Raw genomic sequence first — 14363 nt, 5'->3', positions numbered from 1 at the left:
TCAACGCGCGGCAGCACGCCGCCTTCGGAGAGCAACATGAAAGCATCGCCCCTGCGCCTGGCCATCCTGACCGCCCTCGTTGCGGGCGCCATGGTGACCAGCCCCGCGTTCGCAAAAACCAGGAAGCATCATCCGCAGAAGTCGTCGCAGCCCGCGCAAGCGCAGCCGCAAGCGCAACAGGAAAGCCAGCAGATCGCCGATCTCAAGGCCGCGCTGGAAGCGCAGAAACAAGTCGCCGCCGAGCAGCAGGAGCGTCTGGAAGCGCTGGAAAGCAAGCTCAATGCCACCGTCGACGTGCAGCGCGCCGTCACCGAGAACGACGCCGCGGAGAAGAAAAAGGAACCCAAGCTCAAGTTGGGCGAAGGCCTCAGCGTCCAGAACGACAAGGATGAGGTCAAGTTGTACGGCCTCCTCGACATGACCCTGCGTTCGCGCACCAATGCCAACACGCAAGGCAATACCTTGCGCGACATGACGACCGGCTATCTCAGCGGCAGCCGCTGGGGCATCCAGGGCAAGCACAAGCTGGGCTTCGACGACGGCACGATGAACGCCATCTACAAGCTGGAAAGCGAATACCTGCTGCGCGACGGTTCGCTGGACACCGACAACGTGCTGTTCAATCGCGATGCGTGGATCGGCGTGGAAAGCAAGACCCTCGGCCGCGTCACCCTGGGCCGCCAGAACACCCTTGGCCGCGATTTCGCCGAAGTCTACGGAATCCCGTTCGCCAAGCCGCAGGTCGAGTTGACCGAAGGCGGCTGGTCGAACACCAATGTCTCGAAGAACGGCATCTACTACCTTGGCGGTGCCAACGGCACCCGCTACAACGGCGCCATCGTGTGGAAGCGCACGTTCGGCAACCTGGTCGGTGGCGCGGCTTACGAGATCGGTGGCTACAACGTCGACGACAACAAGCTGACCGGGCCGTCCAAGTTCTCGTACGGCGCGGCCGAGGCCCTGGCGCTGGCCTACAACGGCTCGAACTGGACCGTGGCTGGCGAATACAACCAGTCGAAGATCGCGATGCTGACTCATTCGACCTGGACCGTTGGTGGCAATGTCCGCTTCGGCGCCGGCTTCCGCATCAACGCCGGCTACTACCATTACGAGGCCGAACAGGGCGCGGCCAATGCAGCAGGCAAGCGCAAGGACGACAACTACACGCTGTCGGCGTCGTATCAGCCCGAAACCAGCAAGTTCAACTACTACCTGAGCTGGGAAGGCGCAAAGGCCAAGAACGCCGGATACACCAGTTCGGGTTACACGCTGGCCGCGTTCAAGGACACCTCGGGTGTGATCCGGACCGGCGCCGGCAACCGCGATGCCTATGCCGCCACGGTGATCTACAAGGTGGACAAGCGCGTCGACTTCTATGTCTTCAGCGACTACATGAAGACGCGCGGCGGCTACAACGATCCGCTGACCAGTGGCTACCATGGCACGGTCGAAGTCGGCGGCGGCATGCGCCTGCGCTTCTGATCCCGAAGCCGCAGCCCGACACCCATTCCGGAGAAAACTGATGAACACTTTTGCCAAGCGCCTGAGCATGACCCTGCTGGCCGCAGCGCTGCCGCTGTGCGCCCACGCCGCCGACAAGATCACGATCATGGTTGGCGGTATCGAAAAGCAGATCTACCTTCCCGCCAAGCTGACCGAGAACCTGGGCTATTTCAGGGAGCAGGGGCTGAACGTCGAACTGCAAAGCGAACAGGCCGGCGTCAATGCCGAAAACCAGATGCTCGCTGGCGCAGTGCAGGGCGTGGTCGGTTTCTATGACCACACCATCGATCTGCAGGCCAAGGGCAAGGCGGCGATGTCGGTGGTGCAGTTCAGCCAGGCGCCGGGCGAAGTGATCCTCGTGTCCACCAAGCTGGCCGGGGCGATGCGTTCGCCCGCCGACTTCAAGGGCCGCACGATCGGTGTCACCGGACTGGGTTCGTCCACCAACTTCCTCACCCAGTATCTGGCGGCGAAGAACGGCGTGAAGTCCTCGCAGTTCTCGGTGCTGCCGGTCGGTGCCGGCACCACCTTCATCGCGGCGATGATGCAGGGCCGCATCGATGCCGGCATGACAACCGAGCCGACCATCTCGCGCCTGCAGCTGACCAACGTGGCACGCGTGCTGGTCGATCTGCGCACGCCGGAATCGACCAAGAAGGAACTGGGCGGCCTGTATCCGGCGGCGTCGCTCTACATGTCGACGTCGTGGGTGAACGCACATCCGGCGGAAGTGCAGAAACTGGCGAATGCCTTCGTCAAGACGATGAAGTTCATCAATACCCACAGCGCCGCCGAAGTCGCCGCGAAGTTGCCGGCGGATTACTACGCCGGCGACAAGGCGGCCTACATCAAGGCGCTGGCGGCGGAAAAGTCGATGTTCACCCCGGACGGCGTGATGCCGGCGGGCGGCCCGGAAACCGTGCTGCAGGTCCTGCGCGGGTTCAACACTGCGATCCGCAGCAAGAACATCGATCTCTCGAAGACCTACACGACCCGGTTCGTGAAAGCCGCGCGCTGATGAATACCAGCAACGTCCCTGCAATCGAACTCGACAACGTCACCCGGCGCTTCGTCAGCCCGGAAGGCAGGATCATTCCTGCCTTGCGCGACTTCAACATGCAGGTGCAGCCCGGCGAGTTCTGCGCCATCGTCGGACCGACCGGTTGCGGCAAGTCGACGACGCTGGGCATGATCACCGGCCTCGCGCCGCCCACCGCCGGTGAAGTCCGCATCGATGGCACGCCCGTCCACGGCATCGATCCACGCATCGGCTTCGTGTTCCAGTCCGACGCCGTGTTTCCCTGGCAGAACGTGCTCGACAATGTCGCCGCCGGTCCGCTGTTCCGTGGCATCGACAAGGCCGTGGCCTACGACAGCGCGCGCGAATGGGTGCGCCGCGTCGGCCTCAGCGGCTTCGAATCGCACTATCCGCACCAGTTGAGCGGCGGCATGCGCAAGCGTGTCGCGCTGGCCCAGACCTTCATCAACAATCCCAGCATCATCCTGATGGACGAACCGTTCTCCGCGCTCGACGTGCAGACCCGCGCGTTGATGCAGAACGAGTTGCTCGACCTGTGGTCGAGCAATGGCGCAGCCGTGGTCTTCGTGACGCACGACATCGACGAGGCGATCGTGCTCGCCGATCGCGTCTTCGTGCTGACCAAGGGCCCGGGCACGGTCAAGAGCACCTACACCATCGACCTGCCGCGCCCGCGCGTAGTCGAGGAGGTGCGCTACACGCCGGAATTCCTCGACCTGTCGCGGCGGATCTGGCGCGATCTTGCCAGCGAAGTGCAGATCTGAACCGATGACCGCCATTTCACCATCCAGCATCCCGGAACCCGCAATGACTTCCTCCAACACCGAAGCCGAAATCCAGCGCCTCGAAGCGATCGCGAAGCAGAAGATCAAGCGCCGCTGGTACACCGTGTACGCGCTGCGGATCCTGGTGCTGGTCGTCGTGCTCGGCGGCTGGGAGTTGGGCACGATGATCAAGACCGGCGCGGAAGCGAAGCCGCTGATCGATCCGTTCTTCTTCTCGAGTCCGTCGGAGATCGCCAAGCAGATCTGGACGTGGGTCACCGAAGGCACCTCGCAGGGCCCGTTGTGGGAGCAGGTACTGGTGACGATGGAAGAAACCATCATCGGCTTCGTGATCGGCGCCGTGCTCGGGGTGATCTGCGGCATCGCGCTCGGTCGCAACCGCATGCTCGCCGACGTTTTCAGTGTCTACATCAAGGTCGCCAACTCGATCCCGCGCGTGGTGCTCGGTTCGATCTTCATCATCGCGCTGGGCTTGGGCATGGCGTCCAAGGTCGCGCTGGCGGTGGTGATGGTGTTCTTCGTGGTGTTCGCCAACGCCTTCCAGGGCGTGCGCGAGGCCGACCGCAACCTGATCGCCAACGCGCATATCCTTGGTGCATCGAAGCGCCAGATCACCCGCAAGGTGGTGATTCCATCGGCGATGAGCTGGATCCTTGCCAGTCTCCACGTCAGCTTCGGTTTCGCGCTGGTCGGCGCGGTGGTCGGCGAATTCCTCGGCTCGCGCCAGGGCGTCGGCCTGCTGATCTCGACGGCGCAGGGCGCGTTCAATTCCGCCGGCGTGTTCGCCGCGATGATCGTGCTCGCGGTGATGGCGCTGCTCGCCGAATTCATCCTGACGCGGATCGAGAACGCCTTGCTGAAGTGGCGTCCGCCGCAGTTCACCGAGGCGACGCACTGATCGCGGGTCAGGCGAAGCGATCGAAACGCACGCGCACGCGCAAGCCGCGTGCGTTGGCACCTTCACTCAACGCGATGCGCGCGCCGCAGGCGCCGGCGATTTCGCGGACGATGGCCAGCCCCAGCCCGCAGCCGTCGATTTCCTTGTCGTCGAGGCGCACGAAACGCTCGAACACCCGCTCGCGTTGCTCGGGCGGAATCCCCGGGCCGTTGTCATCGACGTCCAACCACTGGTAGTTGTCGTCCTGGCCCAGGCTGACGGTGACGCGGCCGCCGACCTGGGTGTAGCGCAACGCATTGTCGACCAGGTTTGCGATCAGGACCTGCGCCGCATGTTCGGCGATGCCGGTCAGATGCGGCTGGCCGTTGCTTTCCAGCCCGAAGTCGATCTCCTTCGACTGCGCGAGCAGGGCGAGATCCTCGACGACGTGGCGCGCGATCTGGGCGAGATCGCAGGGTGTGTCGCTGAGCAGCCGGGTGCTGCCTTCGGCCTCGGTGTACGAGAGCAACTGGTTGACCAGGCGGATGTTGCTGCGCAGGGAATCGCGCAGGGCGGCCAGCGTTTCGTCCTTGGCGGCGGGATTCGCGGCGCGCAGGCCGTAACTCACCTGCGTGTTCATCACCGCCAGCGGCGTGCGCAACTGGTGCGAGGCATCGGAGATGAAGCGGCTGTGCGCTTCCAGGTGCAGGCGCAGGCGGGCGATGTATTCGTTGAGCGTGGTGATCAGCGGATGCAGTTCGGCGGGGATATCGCCGGGTTCGACCGGATCCAGCGCGGAATGATCGTGGTCGTGGATCGCCTTGCCCAAAGCCTTGATCGGGGCGATGCCGCGTTGCAGCCCGATCCAGATCAACAGCGCCCCGAGCAGCAGCATCAACACTTGGTTGCGGATCGCGTGCGGCCATAGCCGCGCGATCAAGGCGTCGCGCTCGTGCAGGGTCTGCGCCACCACCACCATCACGGTGCGCGGTGGCCCGGCGCCGAGCAGCGGTTGCGCGAACGCGACGGCATACGTTTGTTCATTCGACATCACGACGTTGTAGTTGCGCGACTGTTCCGCCGTGATCGCGCGTGCCGGAAGCGGCAAGTCGCTGCTGCCCGCGATCGTCTCGCCGTCGTCGAGCGCGACCCGGTACCAGACGTGGTCGCCGTAGCCGGCATCGAGCATTTCCAGCGCTGCCGGCGGGATCGGCGCGACCAATTCGTCGTCCTCGTAGCCGACCTGTTCGGCAATGGTGCGCGCGGAACTGAGCAGGGTGCGTTCCTGGATCAGCCGTGCGGTGTCCTTCACCGAGGCATAGGTCGCCCACAGGTCCAGTGCGACGATCACCGCGAGCGGAGCGAGCAGCCACAGCATCAGCTGCGCGTACAGGCTCCTAGCCCGCATCGCGTTGCCGCAACAGATAGCCGAGGCCGCGCAGGGTCGCGATCATGGCGTCACTGGCCTCGATCTTCCTGCGCAGGCGGTGCACGTAGATTTCGATGGCGTCGATCGAGACCTCGCCATCCAGCGTCGCCAGCGTGGTCGCCAGCGTGCGCTTGCTGACGGTTTTCCCCGCCTGCATCACCAGCGCCACCAGCACGGCGTGCTCGCGCGGCGTCAGCTCGAGGTCTTGCCCGGCGATGGAAAACGCCTGGGTATTGCTGTCGTAGGTCAGGGTGCCGCAGGCGAGGGTCGGATTCTTTTTCCCGGTACTGCGGCGGAGCAGGGCGCGCATGCGCGCTTCCAGTTCGACCATCTCGAACGGTTTGGCGAGGTAATCGTCGGCGCCGATGTCGAGTCCGCCGATTCGACCTTCCAGCGAATTGTTGGCGGTCAGGATGATCACGGGGACGTCGTTGCCGCGCGCGCGCAAGCGCCGCAGCACGTCCTGCCCGCCCAGCCGCGGCAAGCCGAGGTCGAGCACCACCAGATCGTAGGTTTCGAGGCTGAGGACATGATCGGCCTGGGCGCCATCGTGGAGGCAATCGACGATGTAGCGGCTTTGGCGCAGCCCGCGCGCCAGCCATTCCGCCAATGGCTGGTTGTCTTCCACGATCAGAATACGCATATCGATGAGAGTCTAGCGCGCGATTCCGGAGCCGCTTGGTGCGGCGCGGCATCCTTGTCGGGACGTACCCGATGACGCGACAGTCAACTTTCGAAACCGCCTTGCGGTTGACAGCGCGGCCGCCGATTTCCAGACTGTTCGTCTTCTCGATGCTTCTCCGGAAATCCCATGCCTGATCTCGGACCCGCACCCACCCTGCGCCACGACTGGAGCCAGTCCGAGGTCGAGGCCCTGTTCGCGTTGCCGTTCACCGCACTGGTCCAGCGCGCGGCCACCGCCCACGCCCGCCATTTCGATCCCGCCGAGGTCCAGATCAGCACGCTGCTGTCGGTGAAGACCGGCGGCTGCCCCGAGGATTGCAGCTATTGCCCGCAGGCGCAGCGCTACCACACCGGCGTCGAGGCGACCAAGCTGATGGACACCGACGACGTGCTGGAACGCGCGCGCGCGGCCAAGGCGGCCGGTGCCTCGCGCTTCTGCATGGGCGCGGCCTGGCGTTCGCCCAAGGATCGCGATATCCCGAAAGTCGCCGAGATGATCCGCGGGGTAAAGGCGCTCGGCCTCGAAACCTGCGCCACCCTCGGCATGTTGAGCGCGCCGCAGGCCGATGCGCTGAAGGGCGCCGGTCTCGACTACTACAACCACAACCTCGATACCGCGCCGGATTTCTACGGCGACATCATCACTACCCGCGATTACCAGGATCGCCTCGACACGCTCACCCACGTGCGCGATGCCGGGATGAAGACCTGCTGCGGCGGTATCGTCGGCATGGGCGAATCGCGCGCACAACGCGCGGGCCTGCTGCGCACGCTGGCGAATCTGCCGGCGCATCCGGATTCGGTGCCGATCAACCGCCTGGTGCAGGTCGCCGGCACGCCATTGGCCGAGAAAAACACGGTGGCCGAGCTCGATCCGTTCGAGTTCGTGCGCACGATCGCCGTCGCCCGCCTGCTGATGCCGCAGTCGATGGTGCGCCTGTCGGCCGGTCGCGAAACCATGGGCGACGAATTGCAGGCGCTGTGCTTCCTCGCTGGCGCCAATTCGATCTTCCACGGCGAAAAACTGCTGACTACCGGCAATCCCGACGTCGATCACGACATGAAGTTGTTCGAACGTCTCGGCTTGCGGCCAATGCAGTTGGCAAGCGCGGAAACGACGTCGTGCAGCGACACCGTGCACGCCGGCATAACCATCCAGCACGCGGCCTGACATGGCACGGCCATCGTTCCGGCAGCGCGTCGCCGACGAGCGCGCGCAGCGCGAGACGCAACATCGCGTCCGCATGCTGCGCACCGTCACCCGCCGCGATGGCGCACGCAGCGAAGTCGATGGTCGCTGGTTGCTCAATTTCTGCGGCAACGATTATCTCGGCCTGTCGCAGCAGTTTTCGGTGGGTTCGGCGTTGCAGGATGGCGCCGCCCGGCATGGCTTCGGCAGCACCGGCTCGGCGCTGGTCTGCGGTCGCCATGCCGCCCACGAGGCACTGGAACATGCGGTCGCCGAGTGGCTGGGCTATCCGCGCGCATTGCTGTTCGACAGCGGCTACGTGGCGAACCTCGCGGTACTGCAAGCCTTCCTCGGTGAAGGCGACATCGTGGTGCAGGATCGCCTCGACCATGCCAGCCTGATCGATGGCGCGCGCTTGTCGGGCGCGATGCTGCGGCGTTATCCGCATGGCGATCCCGAAGGTGCGTTGCGGCAGTTGCGATCGAATGCCGATGGTGCGGCGATGGTCGCCACCGATGGCGTCTTCAGCATGGATGGCGATATCGCGCCGCTGAAGCAACTGGCGTTGATCGCACGCGTGCAGCACGCGACCTTGTATGTCGATGATGCCCACGGTGTCGGCGTGGTCGGCGAAGAAGGACGTGGCTGCGTCGCCGCGGCCAGGCTCGGCACCGGCGAAGTGCCGCTGCAACTGGTCACGCTCGGCAAGGCGCTGGGCGGGCATGGCGCCGTGGTGGTGGGTGAAGCGGACATGATCGAACACCTCGTGCAAAGCGCGCGCGGATTCATCTATTCCACTGCGCCGCCACCGGCGTTGGCGATGGCATCGCTGGAAGCGGTGAAGCTGGCACGTCGCGATGAATGGCGCCGCGAGAAATTGCGCGCGCTGATCGCGCAAATCCGCGAACGCATGCAGCAATTCGATTTCGAGTTGCCGGAAAGCACGACACCGATCCAGCCAGTCCCTTGTGGCGACGAACGCACGGCGCTGGCGATGTCGGCGGCGCTGGAAGAAGAAGGATTCTGGGTGACGGCGATCCGGCCGCCGACGGTGCCCGACAACGGTTCGCGCCTGCGCGTCACGCTGTCGGCGCTGCACACGGCGGACGATGTCGATGCCTTGGTGAAGGCGCTGGTGCGTGTGCGCGAGCGCGTATCGGTGCGATGAGCCTGTTCATCGATCGCATCGGGCATGGCCCCGATCTGGTGCTGTTGCACGGCTGGGCGATGCACGGCGGCGTGTTCGCACCGCTGGTGGAGCGCCTGCGTGATCATTACACCCTGCATGTCGTCGATCTGCCGGGGCATGGCGGCTCGCGCGACAGCGAAGTGCCGTTGCGACTCGAAACGTGCGCCGCGGCGATTGCCGAACAGGTGCCCGTCGACGCCACGTGGTGCGGCTGGTCGCTGGGCGGCTTGATCGCGTTGCATGCCGCGCAACACGCAATTCCGGTGCGCGCGCTGGTGATGTTGTGCGCGACGCCGTGCTTCGTGCGCAAGGACGACTGGCGCTGGGGCATGTCGCCGGAGATCTTCCGCGATTTCGCCGAAGGATTGCGCAACGATTGGCGCGGCACGCTCGATCGTTTCCTCGCGCTGGAAGCCTTCGGTTCCGAACACGCCAAGGAAGAGCTGCGTCATTTGCGCGATGAACTGTTCGCGCGCGGCGAGCCGGCGACGTCGGTATTGGCGGATGGGCTGGAATTGCTGGAGACCAGTGATCTGCGGCCGGGCTTGCCGGCGCTGATGATGCCGAGTTTGTGGATCGGCGGGCGACGCGATCGCCTGGTTGATCCGCGTGCGATGCAGGCGTCGGTCGAACTCACCCCGAACGCCAGCATCGACGTGGTGGATCACGCCGGCCACGCGCCCTTCCTCACCCACGCCGATGCGGTCGCGGCAGCGCTTGGGCGATTGCCGCAGTGAACGATCTGTTCGACGCGCGCCAGGTGCGCCACGCTTTCGGGCGTGCAGCGCAGGGATATGAAGAGGCTTCGGCCTTGCAGCGTGAAATCGAATCGCGATTGCTGGAATCGTTCGATCATTACGCGCTCCGTCATGGCGATGCCAAGCCGCAGGTCATCGTCGATCTCGGTTGCGGTCCGGCGCATGCGGCGGCGTGGTTCCGCAAGCAGATACCCGACGCGCGCGTGATCGCCATCGATGCCGCGTTGCCGATGTTGCAGGCCGCGCTACCCAACACGCGTGGCCAGTGGCTGCGTCGCAAGCCGGTCGATCGCGTCTGCGCCGATCTGCGCGCGCTGCCGCTCGCCGATGCCAGCATCGATGTGCTGTTCTGCAATCTCGCGCTGCAGTGGATCGATGATCTGCCGGCTGCCTTCGCTGGATTCCGCCGCGTGCTGAAGCCGGGCGGGCTGCTGTTGTGCGCGACGTTCGGCCCGGACACGTTGTACGAATTGCGCACGGCGTTCGAACAGGCCGACGAAGTGCCGCACGTCAGTCCTTTCATCGATATCGCCGGGTTCGGCGATGCGCTGGTCGCCGCGGGATTCCGCGAGCCGGTGCTCGATCGCGATTTGCTGGTGGAAACGCTGCCGGATTTCACCAGTGTGTTGCGCGGGCTCAAGGCGATGGGCGCGACCAATGCGTTGCACGCGCGGCGCCACAGTCTCAGCGGCCGTGCGCGTTTCGCTGCTGCCGATGCTGCATACCCGCGAGATGGCGAAGGCCGTTTTCCGCTGACGTGGGAGGCGGTCTATGCGCAGGCGTGGGGGCCAGAGCCGGGCACGCCGATTCGCGATGCCGGTGGGGAACTGGCGTCGGTGCCACTCAGCCGCATCCCGATTCGGCGGCGTTGAGACTCTCGCACGCGCCCGGCTTGGCGCCTGCAGCGTTCGAGGCACGCGCTGGCTGCCATCGTCATCCCGAACATAGAGAGGGATCAGCTTTCTCGCGCCCGGCGTGCACCCGCTTGGGTGTCCCTATTGCCGACACGCCGCAAGTACGTCCATGTAGGCTCAGCCGCGCCATCCATGGCGCGGAATGGTCGGCCATAGGGACCCACCGCGCAGGCGCTGCCGGGCGGGGAGCATTTCGTCGCTGCGATGAAGTCACAACACGCGCGCGGCAAGTGGGCGGTCTGCCCAATGCGCGGGCATTACGAGGCATGGATGCCGAGTCGAGCCTCCATGGACGGATTCACGGCGTCCCGCGCATTGGGTGGGCCACCCACGCCAGCCAGCGCGTGCGATGCTTCTGCTCACTCAACCCGAAACATCACCCGTGCATCATCCGGCTTCGGCGTGCCGTCCTTGCCAATATCCTGCGGATATTCCGCGAACGCATCGCCCAGCTGGATCGCGTGCGCGCCGTGATCCGTCATCCACTGCTGCACCTGCGGCCAGTGACGCAGCTTCGTCACCCACAACACGCCGGGATCGCCGCGGAAACGAGCGAGTTCCTCGGCGGCCGTGCGATCGAAATCGGGATTGAAGCGCGCCTGCGGCGGGGCATCCATGCTGACGCGCTCGATGCGCGCCGGCAGCCCCAGATACAGATGCAAGGCATAGCGCTGGGTATCGTCGATGAACACCACGCGCTTCACCGGAGCGTCGCCCGCGCGCTTGTGGATCTCGCCGACGAACGTGCGGACGTCGAGCGTCGCCGGGATCAACAGCGAGCCGACCTTCATCGCGATCACCAGCGCCACCATCCACCACCAGTTCGGCAGTGCAGGGCCACGACGCATGCGCATCGCCGCGATCGCCAGCGCCGGGAACAGCGGCAACACATACAGCGGCAAGCGCGAGCGTGACAGGCAGAACACCAGCAGCGGCAACAGGATCCACAGCGCGACCAGCACATCGCCGGCTTCGGCGCGACGGATTGCCGCATTGCGCCACCAACGCCTGAACGACGCCGGCAACGATCCAAACCAGCGCAGGACATACCACGTCCACGGCAGCGCGCCGATCAACAGCGTTGGGCCGTACACCAGCAACCAGCCGTACCACTCGCCATTGCGGCGGTGCACGTCGCTGGCGACGCGATCCACCACCTCGCTGCCGGTGAAGTAGTGCAGCAAGCCCGGCGTGCGTTGCGTCACCACCAGATACCACGGCAATGCCACCACGGCGAACAGCAACACGCCGACGACCTGTACCGGAATGTCGCGCGGGCGTCCCGGTTCGCGTACCCACAACGCGAACGCGATCAGCGCCAGCGCCGGCAACAATCCCGGTGGACCCTTGGTGAGAAACGCGAGGCCGAAACCCAGCCACATCGCCAGCCACCATCCGCGTCGTTGCCACGTGGCGGGATCGCCGAAGCGCGCGCACACGAAACCGCACACCGCCAGTGTTTCGCAGGCGGCGAGCAGGAAGTCGGTGGTGATGAGTTGCGATGCGCCGGCGGCCATGAACATCGTCGCGAACAGCAGCGCCGTTTCGTTGCGGCGATCGGGGATCAGGCGCGCCGAAATCTGTCGCACCAGCCACACGCACAACAGATAGGCCAGTGCCGAAGGCAGGCGCGCCGCCCAGGTGTTGGCGCCGAAGGTGGCGATACTGGTCGCGATCGCCCAGTAGACGAGTGGCGGCTTGGTCCAGTGGCCGATGCCGTCGGTGCGTTGCGGGATCAGCCAGTTGCCGCTGTCGAGCATGGTCAGCGCGACATTGGTGTAGCGGCCCTCGTCGGGATCCCACAGTCCGCGCATGCCGAGGAACAGCAACGCCAGCAGCGATGCCGCGAGCAGGACGTGCCATGCGCGCCAGTGGAATTTGCGGGGGATCGAACTCATGGGCGGGAATTGCCGGAATCGGGGGAGGAGAACCATTGGCCGGCCATCGCCGGATCGACATTGCCACCGCTGAGGATGATACCGACGCGACGCCTGCGGAAGCGCGCGGGATTCGCCAGCACGCAGGCCAGCGGCACCGCCGACGATGGCTCGACCAGCAGTTTCATCCGCGTCCACACCAGCCGCATCGCCGCCAGCACGGCGTCGTCGTCGGCGAGCAGGATGCCGTCGACGTCGCGCTTGAGGATGTCGTAGGTGCGTTGCGCGAGATGGCCACGCAAGCCATCGCACACGGTCTCGGCGTTGCGGTCGGTGATCGGATGGCCGATCTCCAGCGCGTCGTGGGCATCGCGCGCACCTTGCGGTTCCGCGCCCAGCACCTCGACGCGCTGCGCCTGCGCGCGCGCCACCAGCGCCGATCCCGACAGCAGGCCGCCACCGCCGACCGGCGTCATCAGCACGTCGAGCGTGCCGGCATGGCCGAACAGTTCGAGCGCTGCCGTGCCCTGTCCGGCGATCACCTCGGCGTTGTCGAACGGATGAATCAGCGTGCCGCCGTCGCGCGCCAGCACTTCGGCCACCGCGGCATCGCGCGCGGCCATGCCGGGGGCGCAGCGCACCAGTCGCGCGCCATAGGCGACGATCGCATCAAGCTTGGCCTGCGGTGCGCCTTCGGGCACCACCACCGTTGCCGGGATGCGGCGCAATTTGCAGGCCAACGCGATCGCCGCGCCGTGGTTGCCGGAACTCTGCGTGACCACGCCGGCGCGTGCGGCGTCATCCTCCAGGGCAAACACCGCGTTGCAGGCGCCGCGGAATTTGAACGCGCCCGCGCGCTGCAGGTTCTCGCACTTGAACAGCAGTTCGCAGCCGGCGAGGGCGTCGAGCGTGGCGGAACGCAGCACCGGGGTGACATGGGCATGGCCGGCGATGCGTGCGGCAGCGTGGCGGACGTCGGCGATGGCGGGAAGACGGAGGGACGGATCGGGCATCGCGCCAGCCTAAAGCCTGATCGCGCGGGCTGCACGTCGTCGTGGCCGGCAAGCTGAATCTTCGCCATCGGCAGGCGTCTCATCCATGGTGCAGTCAGGCCGTGGCGCGCATCCTGCAGGTCTGCAAGACAGGGGACATTCGATGAAAACTTCCACTCTCGCTGCCTGTTCGCTCGCCATGCTGGCATTGGCCGGCTGCGTGGTCGAGCAGCCGCGCACCAGCCTGCAACCCGGCGGCAGCTATGACCCCGATGCGCGCATCCGCGACGCCGAAGCCGAATCGTATTCGGGGCAGGTGATCGTGATTCCGTACGGCAGCCCGTGGGGGCCTTATGGTTATGGCGCCTACGGCTATGGTTACCCCGGCCCGTATTACGGCCGCGGCTACGGCGGGCCTTGGTATGGCTACGGAATGCCCGGCCCGGTGATCGTGCCGCCGCGCCACCACCCGCGTCCCCCGGCCTCCGGGACTACGCAACCGCGGCCCAACAACCCGCCGCGCAACTTCCGCGACCTGTTCCCCGGAGCGAAACACTGACCGCGCGGATGGGGCTTGCGCTGCCGGGGGCTTCGATGCAATCTCTCCGCGCCATCCCTGATTATCAGCTATGCCGGCATTCGGCCAAACCGCTCCGGATCCCCCCTGTTCCGGGTTCGGTCGGGTGCCGGCACCTTCATTCGCAATGCGGAAAAGGTGAGGGGCTGGATGTCCCCCGACATCCAGCCCCTCTTGCTTCCCCGGTCGTACCGATCGGCCCTGTTCCAATCCGATCCGCGCTCCGCACGTTGCCGACCCGGGTGCAAAGACAGTCATAGCAGGCGACATGCCAGCCGCCGGCAGGCGTGATTGTCGAACTGTGGTTTTGCGGGCTGGTTCAAGTTTTTGCACGATTCGCAGTGAGCGCTTCGTGATCGTGTTCAAATTTGCCGATGCAGGCGTGAAAGATGTGATGCAGGTGCCTTCACGCCATGACGACACCTGGTTCACGGTTCGCAGCGACGTGGATGAACAACGAAATGGAAGTGACACGCTGCGTCGGATGCGCAACATCATCCGGCAGCATTGGTCATGCGGCGTGAGATGAAGCTGCGATGTTTTGCCAATC

The 14363-nt window shown here is 65.5% G+C and carries 14 protein-coding genes; 10 read left to right on the top strand and 4 right to left on the bottom strand.

Features of this window, described 5'->3' with window-relative positions; genetic code table 11:
* The first annotated feature begins 36 nt into the window (after nucleotides 1–36).
* The 4 genes from Lysil_RS01720 to Lysil_RS01705 are packed head-to-tail and all read left to right on the top strand — an operon-like array spanning nucleotide 37 to nucleotide 4225.
* Entirely contained in the window at nucleotides 37–1482 is a 1446-nt protein-coding gene (locus Lysil_RS01720) for a porin (RefSeq protein ID WP_103073851.1), read from the top strand.
* A 40-nt stretch (nucleotides 1483–1522) separates the two neighbouring features.
* A complete protein-coding gene (locus Lysil_RS01715; RefSeq protein WP_103073850.1) occupies nucleotides 1523–2521 on the top strand; it encodes an ABC transporter substrate-binding protein in 999 nt (332 codons plus the stop codon).
* Nucleotides 2521–3306 carry an ABC transporter ATP-binding protein gene (locus tag Lysil_RS01710; protein ID WP_103073849.1) on the top strand — a complete coding sequence of 262 codons (786 nt, stop codon included), beginning with the start codon at nucleotides 2521–2523 and terminating at the stop codon, nucleotides 3304–3306. Before Lysil_RS01715 ends, Lysil_RS01710 begins: the two co-directional genes overlap by 1 nt.
* 43 nt (nucleotides 3307–3349) lie before the next feature.
* Complete coding sequence (locus Lysil_RS01705) at nucleotides 3350–4225, top strand: ABC transporter permease (protein WP_205756840.1); 876 nt, start codon at nucleotides 3350–3352, stop codon at nucleotides 4223–4225.
* A gap of 7 nt (nucleotides 4226–4232) precedes the next feature.
* Here the strand turns inward: Lysil_RS01705 and Lysil_RS01700 are convergent, their stop codons facing one another.
* Together Lysil_RS01700 and Lysil_RS01695 are read right to left on the bottom strand one after the other, a co-directional pair.
* On the bottom strand, nucleotides 4233–5612 hold the full coding sequence (locus tag Lysil_RS01700) for a sensor histidine kinase (RefSeq protein ID WP_103073847.1): 1380 nt from the start codon (nucleotides 5610–5612) through the stop codon (nucleotides 4233–4235).
* The gene (locus tag Lysil_RS01695; RefSeq protein WP_103073846.1) at nucleotides 5602–6276 is read right to left on the bottom strand and encodes a response regulator; all 675 of its coding nucleotides are present in this window, start codon (nucleotides 6274–6276) and stop codon (nucleotides 5602–5604) included. The genes Lysil_RS01700 and Lysil_RS01695 overlap by 11 nt, the downstream gene beginning before the upstream one ends.
* Before the next feature lie 168 nt (nucleotides 6277–6444).
* Between Lysil_RS01695 and bioB the strand changes: the two genes are divergently transcribed.
* Genes bioB through bioC form a run of 4 tightly spaced genes read left to right on the top strand, consistent with a single transcriptional unit; the run spans nucleotide 6445 to nucleotide 10325 of the window.
* Nucleotides 6445–7488: a biotin synthase BioB gene (gene bioB, locus Lysil_RS01690; protein WP_103073845.1), complete on the top strand. Its 1044-nt coding sequence runs from the start codon at nucleotides 6445–6447 to the stop codon at nucleotides 7486–7488.
* Between the two features lies 1 nt (nucleotide 7489).
* A complete protein-coding gene (gene bioF, locus Lysil_RS01685) occupies nucleotides 7490–8674 on the top strand; it encodes an 8-amino-7-oxononanoate synthase (protein WP_103073844.1) in 1185 nt (394 codons plus the stop codon).
* 2 nt (nucleotides 8675–8676) lie between these two features.
* On the top strand, nucleotides 8677–9432 hold the full coding sequence (gene bioH / locus Lysil_RS01680) for a pimeloyl-ACP methyl ester esterase BioH (RefSeq protein ID WP_103074921.1): 756 nt from the start codon (nucleotides 8677–8679) through the stop codon (nucleotides 9430–9432).
* Complete coding sequence (gene bioC / locus Lysil_RS01675; protein ID WP_103073843.1) at nucleotides 9429–10325, top strand: malonyl-ACP O-methyltransferase BioC; 897 nt, start codon at nucleotides 9429–9431, stop codon at nucleotides 10323–10325. Before bioH ends, bioC begins: the two co-directional genes overlap by 4 nt.
* Before the next feature lie 401 nt (nucleotides 10326–10726).
* Here bioC and Lysil_RS01670 read toward each other — a convergent pair whose 3' ends face one another.
* Nucleotides 10727–12265 carry a glycosyltransferase family 39 protein gene (locus Lysil_RS01670; protein WP_165782341.1) on the bottom strand — a complete coding sequence of 513 codons (1539 nt, stop codon included), beginning with the start codon at nucleotides 12263–12265 and terminating at the stop codon, nucleotides 10727–10729.
* Nucleotides 12262–13257 (bottom strand): pyridoxal-phosphate dependent enzyme, encoded by a 996-nt coding sequence (locus Lysil_RS01665; RefSeq protein WP_103073841.1) that lies wholly within the window; start codon nucleotides 13255–13257, stop codon nucleotides 12262–12264. Before Lysil_RS01665 ends, Lysil_RS01670 begins: the two co-directional genes overlap by 4 nt.
* 142 nt (nucleotides 13258–13399) lie before the next feature.
* Here Lysil_RS01665 and Lysil_RS01660 point away from each other — a divergent pair, with 142 nt between their 5' ends.
* Both Lysil_RS01660 and Lysil_RS13330 read left to right on the top strand, forming a co-directional pair.
* A complete protein-coding gene (locus tag Lysil_RS01660; RefSeq protein WP_129588330.1) occupies nucleotides 13400–13795 on the top strand; it encodes a hypothetical protein in 396 nt (131 codons plus the stop codon).
* Between the two features lie 370 nt (nucleotides 13796–14165).
* Entirely contained in the window at nucleotides 14166–14342 is a 177-nt protein-coding gene (locus tag Lysil_RS13330) for a hypothetical protein (protein WP_165782340.1), read from the top strand.
* The last annotated feature ends 21 nt before the right edge of the window (nucleotides 14343–14363 follow it).

The sequence above is a fragment of the Solilutibacter silvestris genome (genome assembly GCF_002895945.1).
In the GTDB taxonomy this organism is placed as follows: Bacteria; Pseudomonadota; Gammaproteobacteria; order Xanthomonadales; family Xanthomonadaceae; genus Solilutibacter; species Solilutibacter silvestris.
Note: the sequence above shows the minus strand (reverse complement) of the source record. Positions and strands in the feature narration are given on the sequence as shown.

Excerpts from the sequence above, each read along its gene's own strand:
- Lysil_RS01715 (WP_103073850.1), top strand. The coding sequence starts at position 1,523 with ATGAACACTTTTGCCAAGCGCCTGAGCATGACCCTGCTGGCCGCAGCG.
- Lysil_RS01705 (WP_205756840.1), top strand. The coding sequence starts at position 3,350 with ATGACTTCCTCCAACACCGAAGCCGAAATCCAGCGCCTCGAAGCGATC.
- Lysil_RS01665 (WP_103073841.1), bottom strand. The coding sequence starts at position 13,257 with ATGCCCGATCCGTCCCTCCGTCTTCCCGCCATCGCCGACGTCCGCCAC.
- Lysil_RS01695 (WP_103073846.1), bottom strand. The coding sequence starts at position 6,276 with ATGCGTATTCTGATCGTGGAAGACAACCAGCCATTGGCGGAATGGCTG.
- Lysil_RS01720 (WP_103073851.1), top strand. The coding sequence starts at position 37 with ATGAAAGCATCGCCCCTGCGCCTGGCCATCCTGACCGCCCTCGTTGCG.
- Lysil_RS01660 (WP_129588330.1), top strand. The coding sequence starts at position 13,400 with ATGAAAACTTCCACTCTCGCTGCCTGTTCGCTCGCCATGCTGGCATTG.
- Lysil_RS01670 (WP_165782341.1), bottom strand. The coding sequence starts at position 12,265 with ATGAGTTCGATCCCCCGCAAATTCCACTGGCGCGCATGGCACGTCCTG.
- bioF (WP_103073844.1), top strand. The coding sequence starts at position 7,490 with ATGGCACGGCCATCGTTCCGGCAGCGCGTCGCCGACGAGCGCGCGCAG.
- bioB (WP_103073845.1), top strand. The coding sequence starts at position 6,445 with ATGCCTGATCTCGGACCCGCACCCACCCTGCGCCACGACTGGAGCCAG.
- Lysil_RS01700 (WP_103073847.1), bottom strand. The coding sequence starts at position 5,612 with ATGCGGGCTAGGAGCCTGTACGCGCAGCTGATGCTGTGGCTGCTCGCT.
- Lysil_RS01710 (WP_103073849.1), top strand. The coding sequence starts at position 2,521 with ATGAATACCAGCAACGTCCCTGCAATCGAACTCGACAACGTCACCCGG.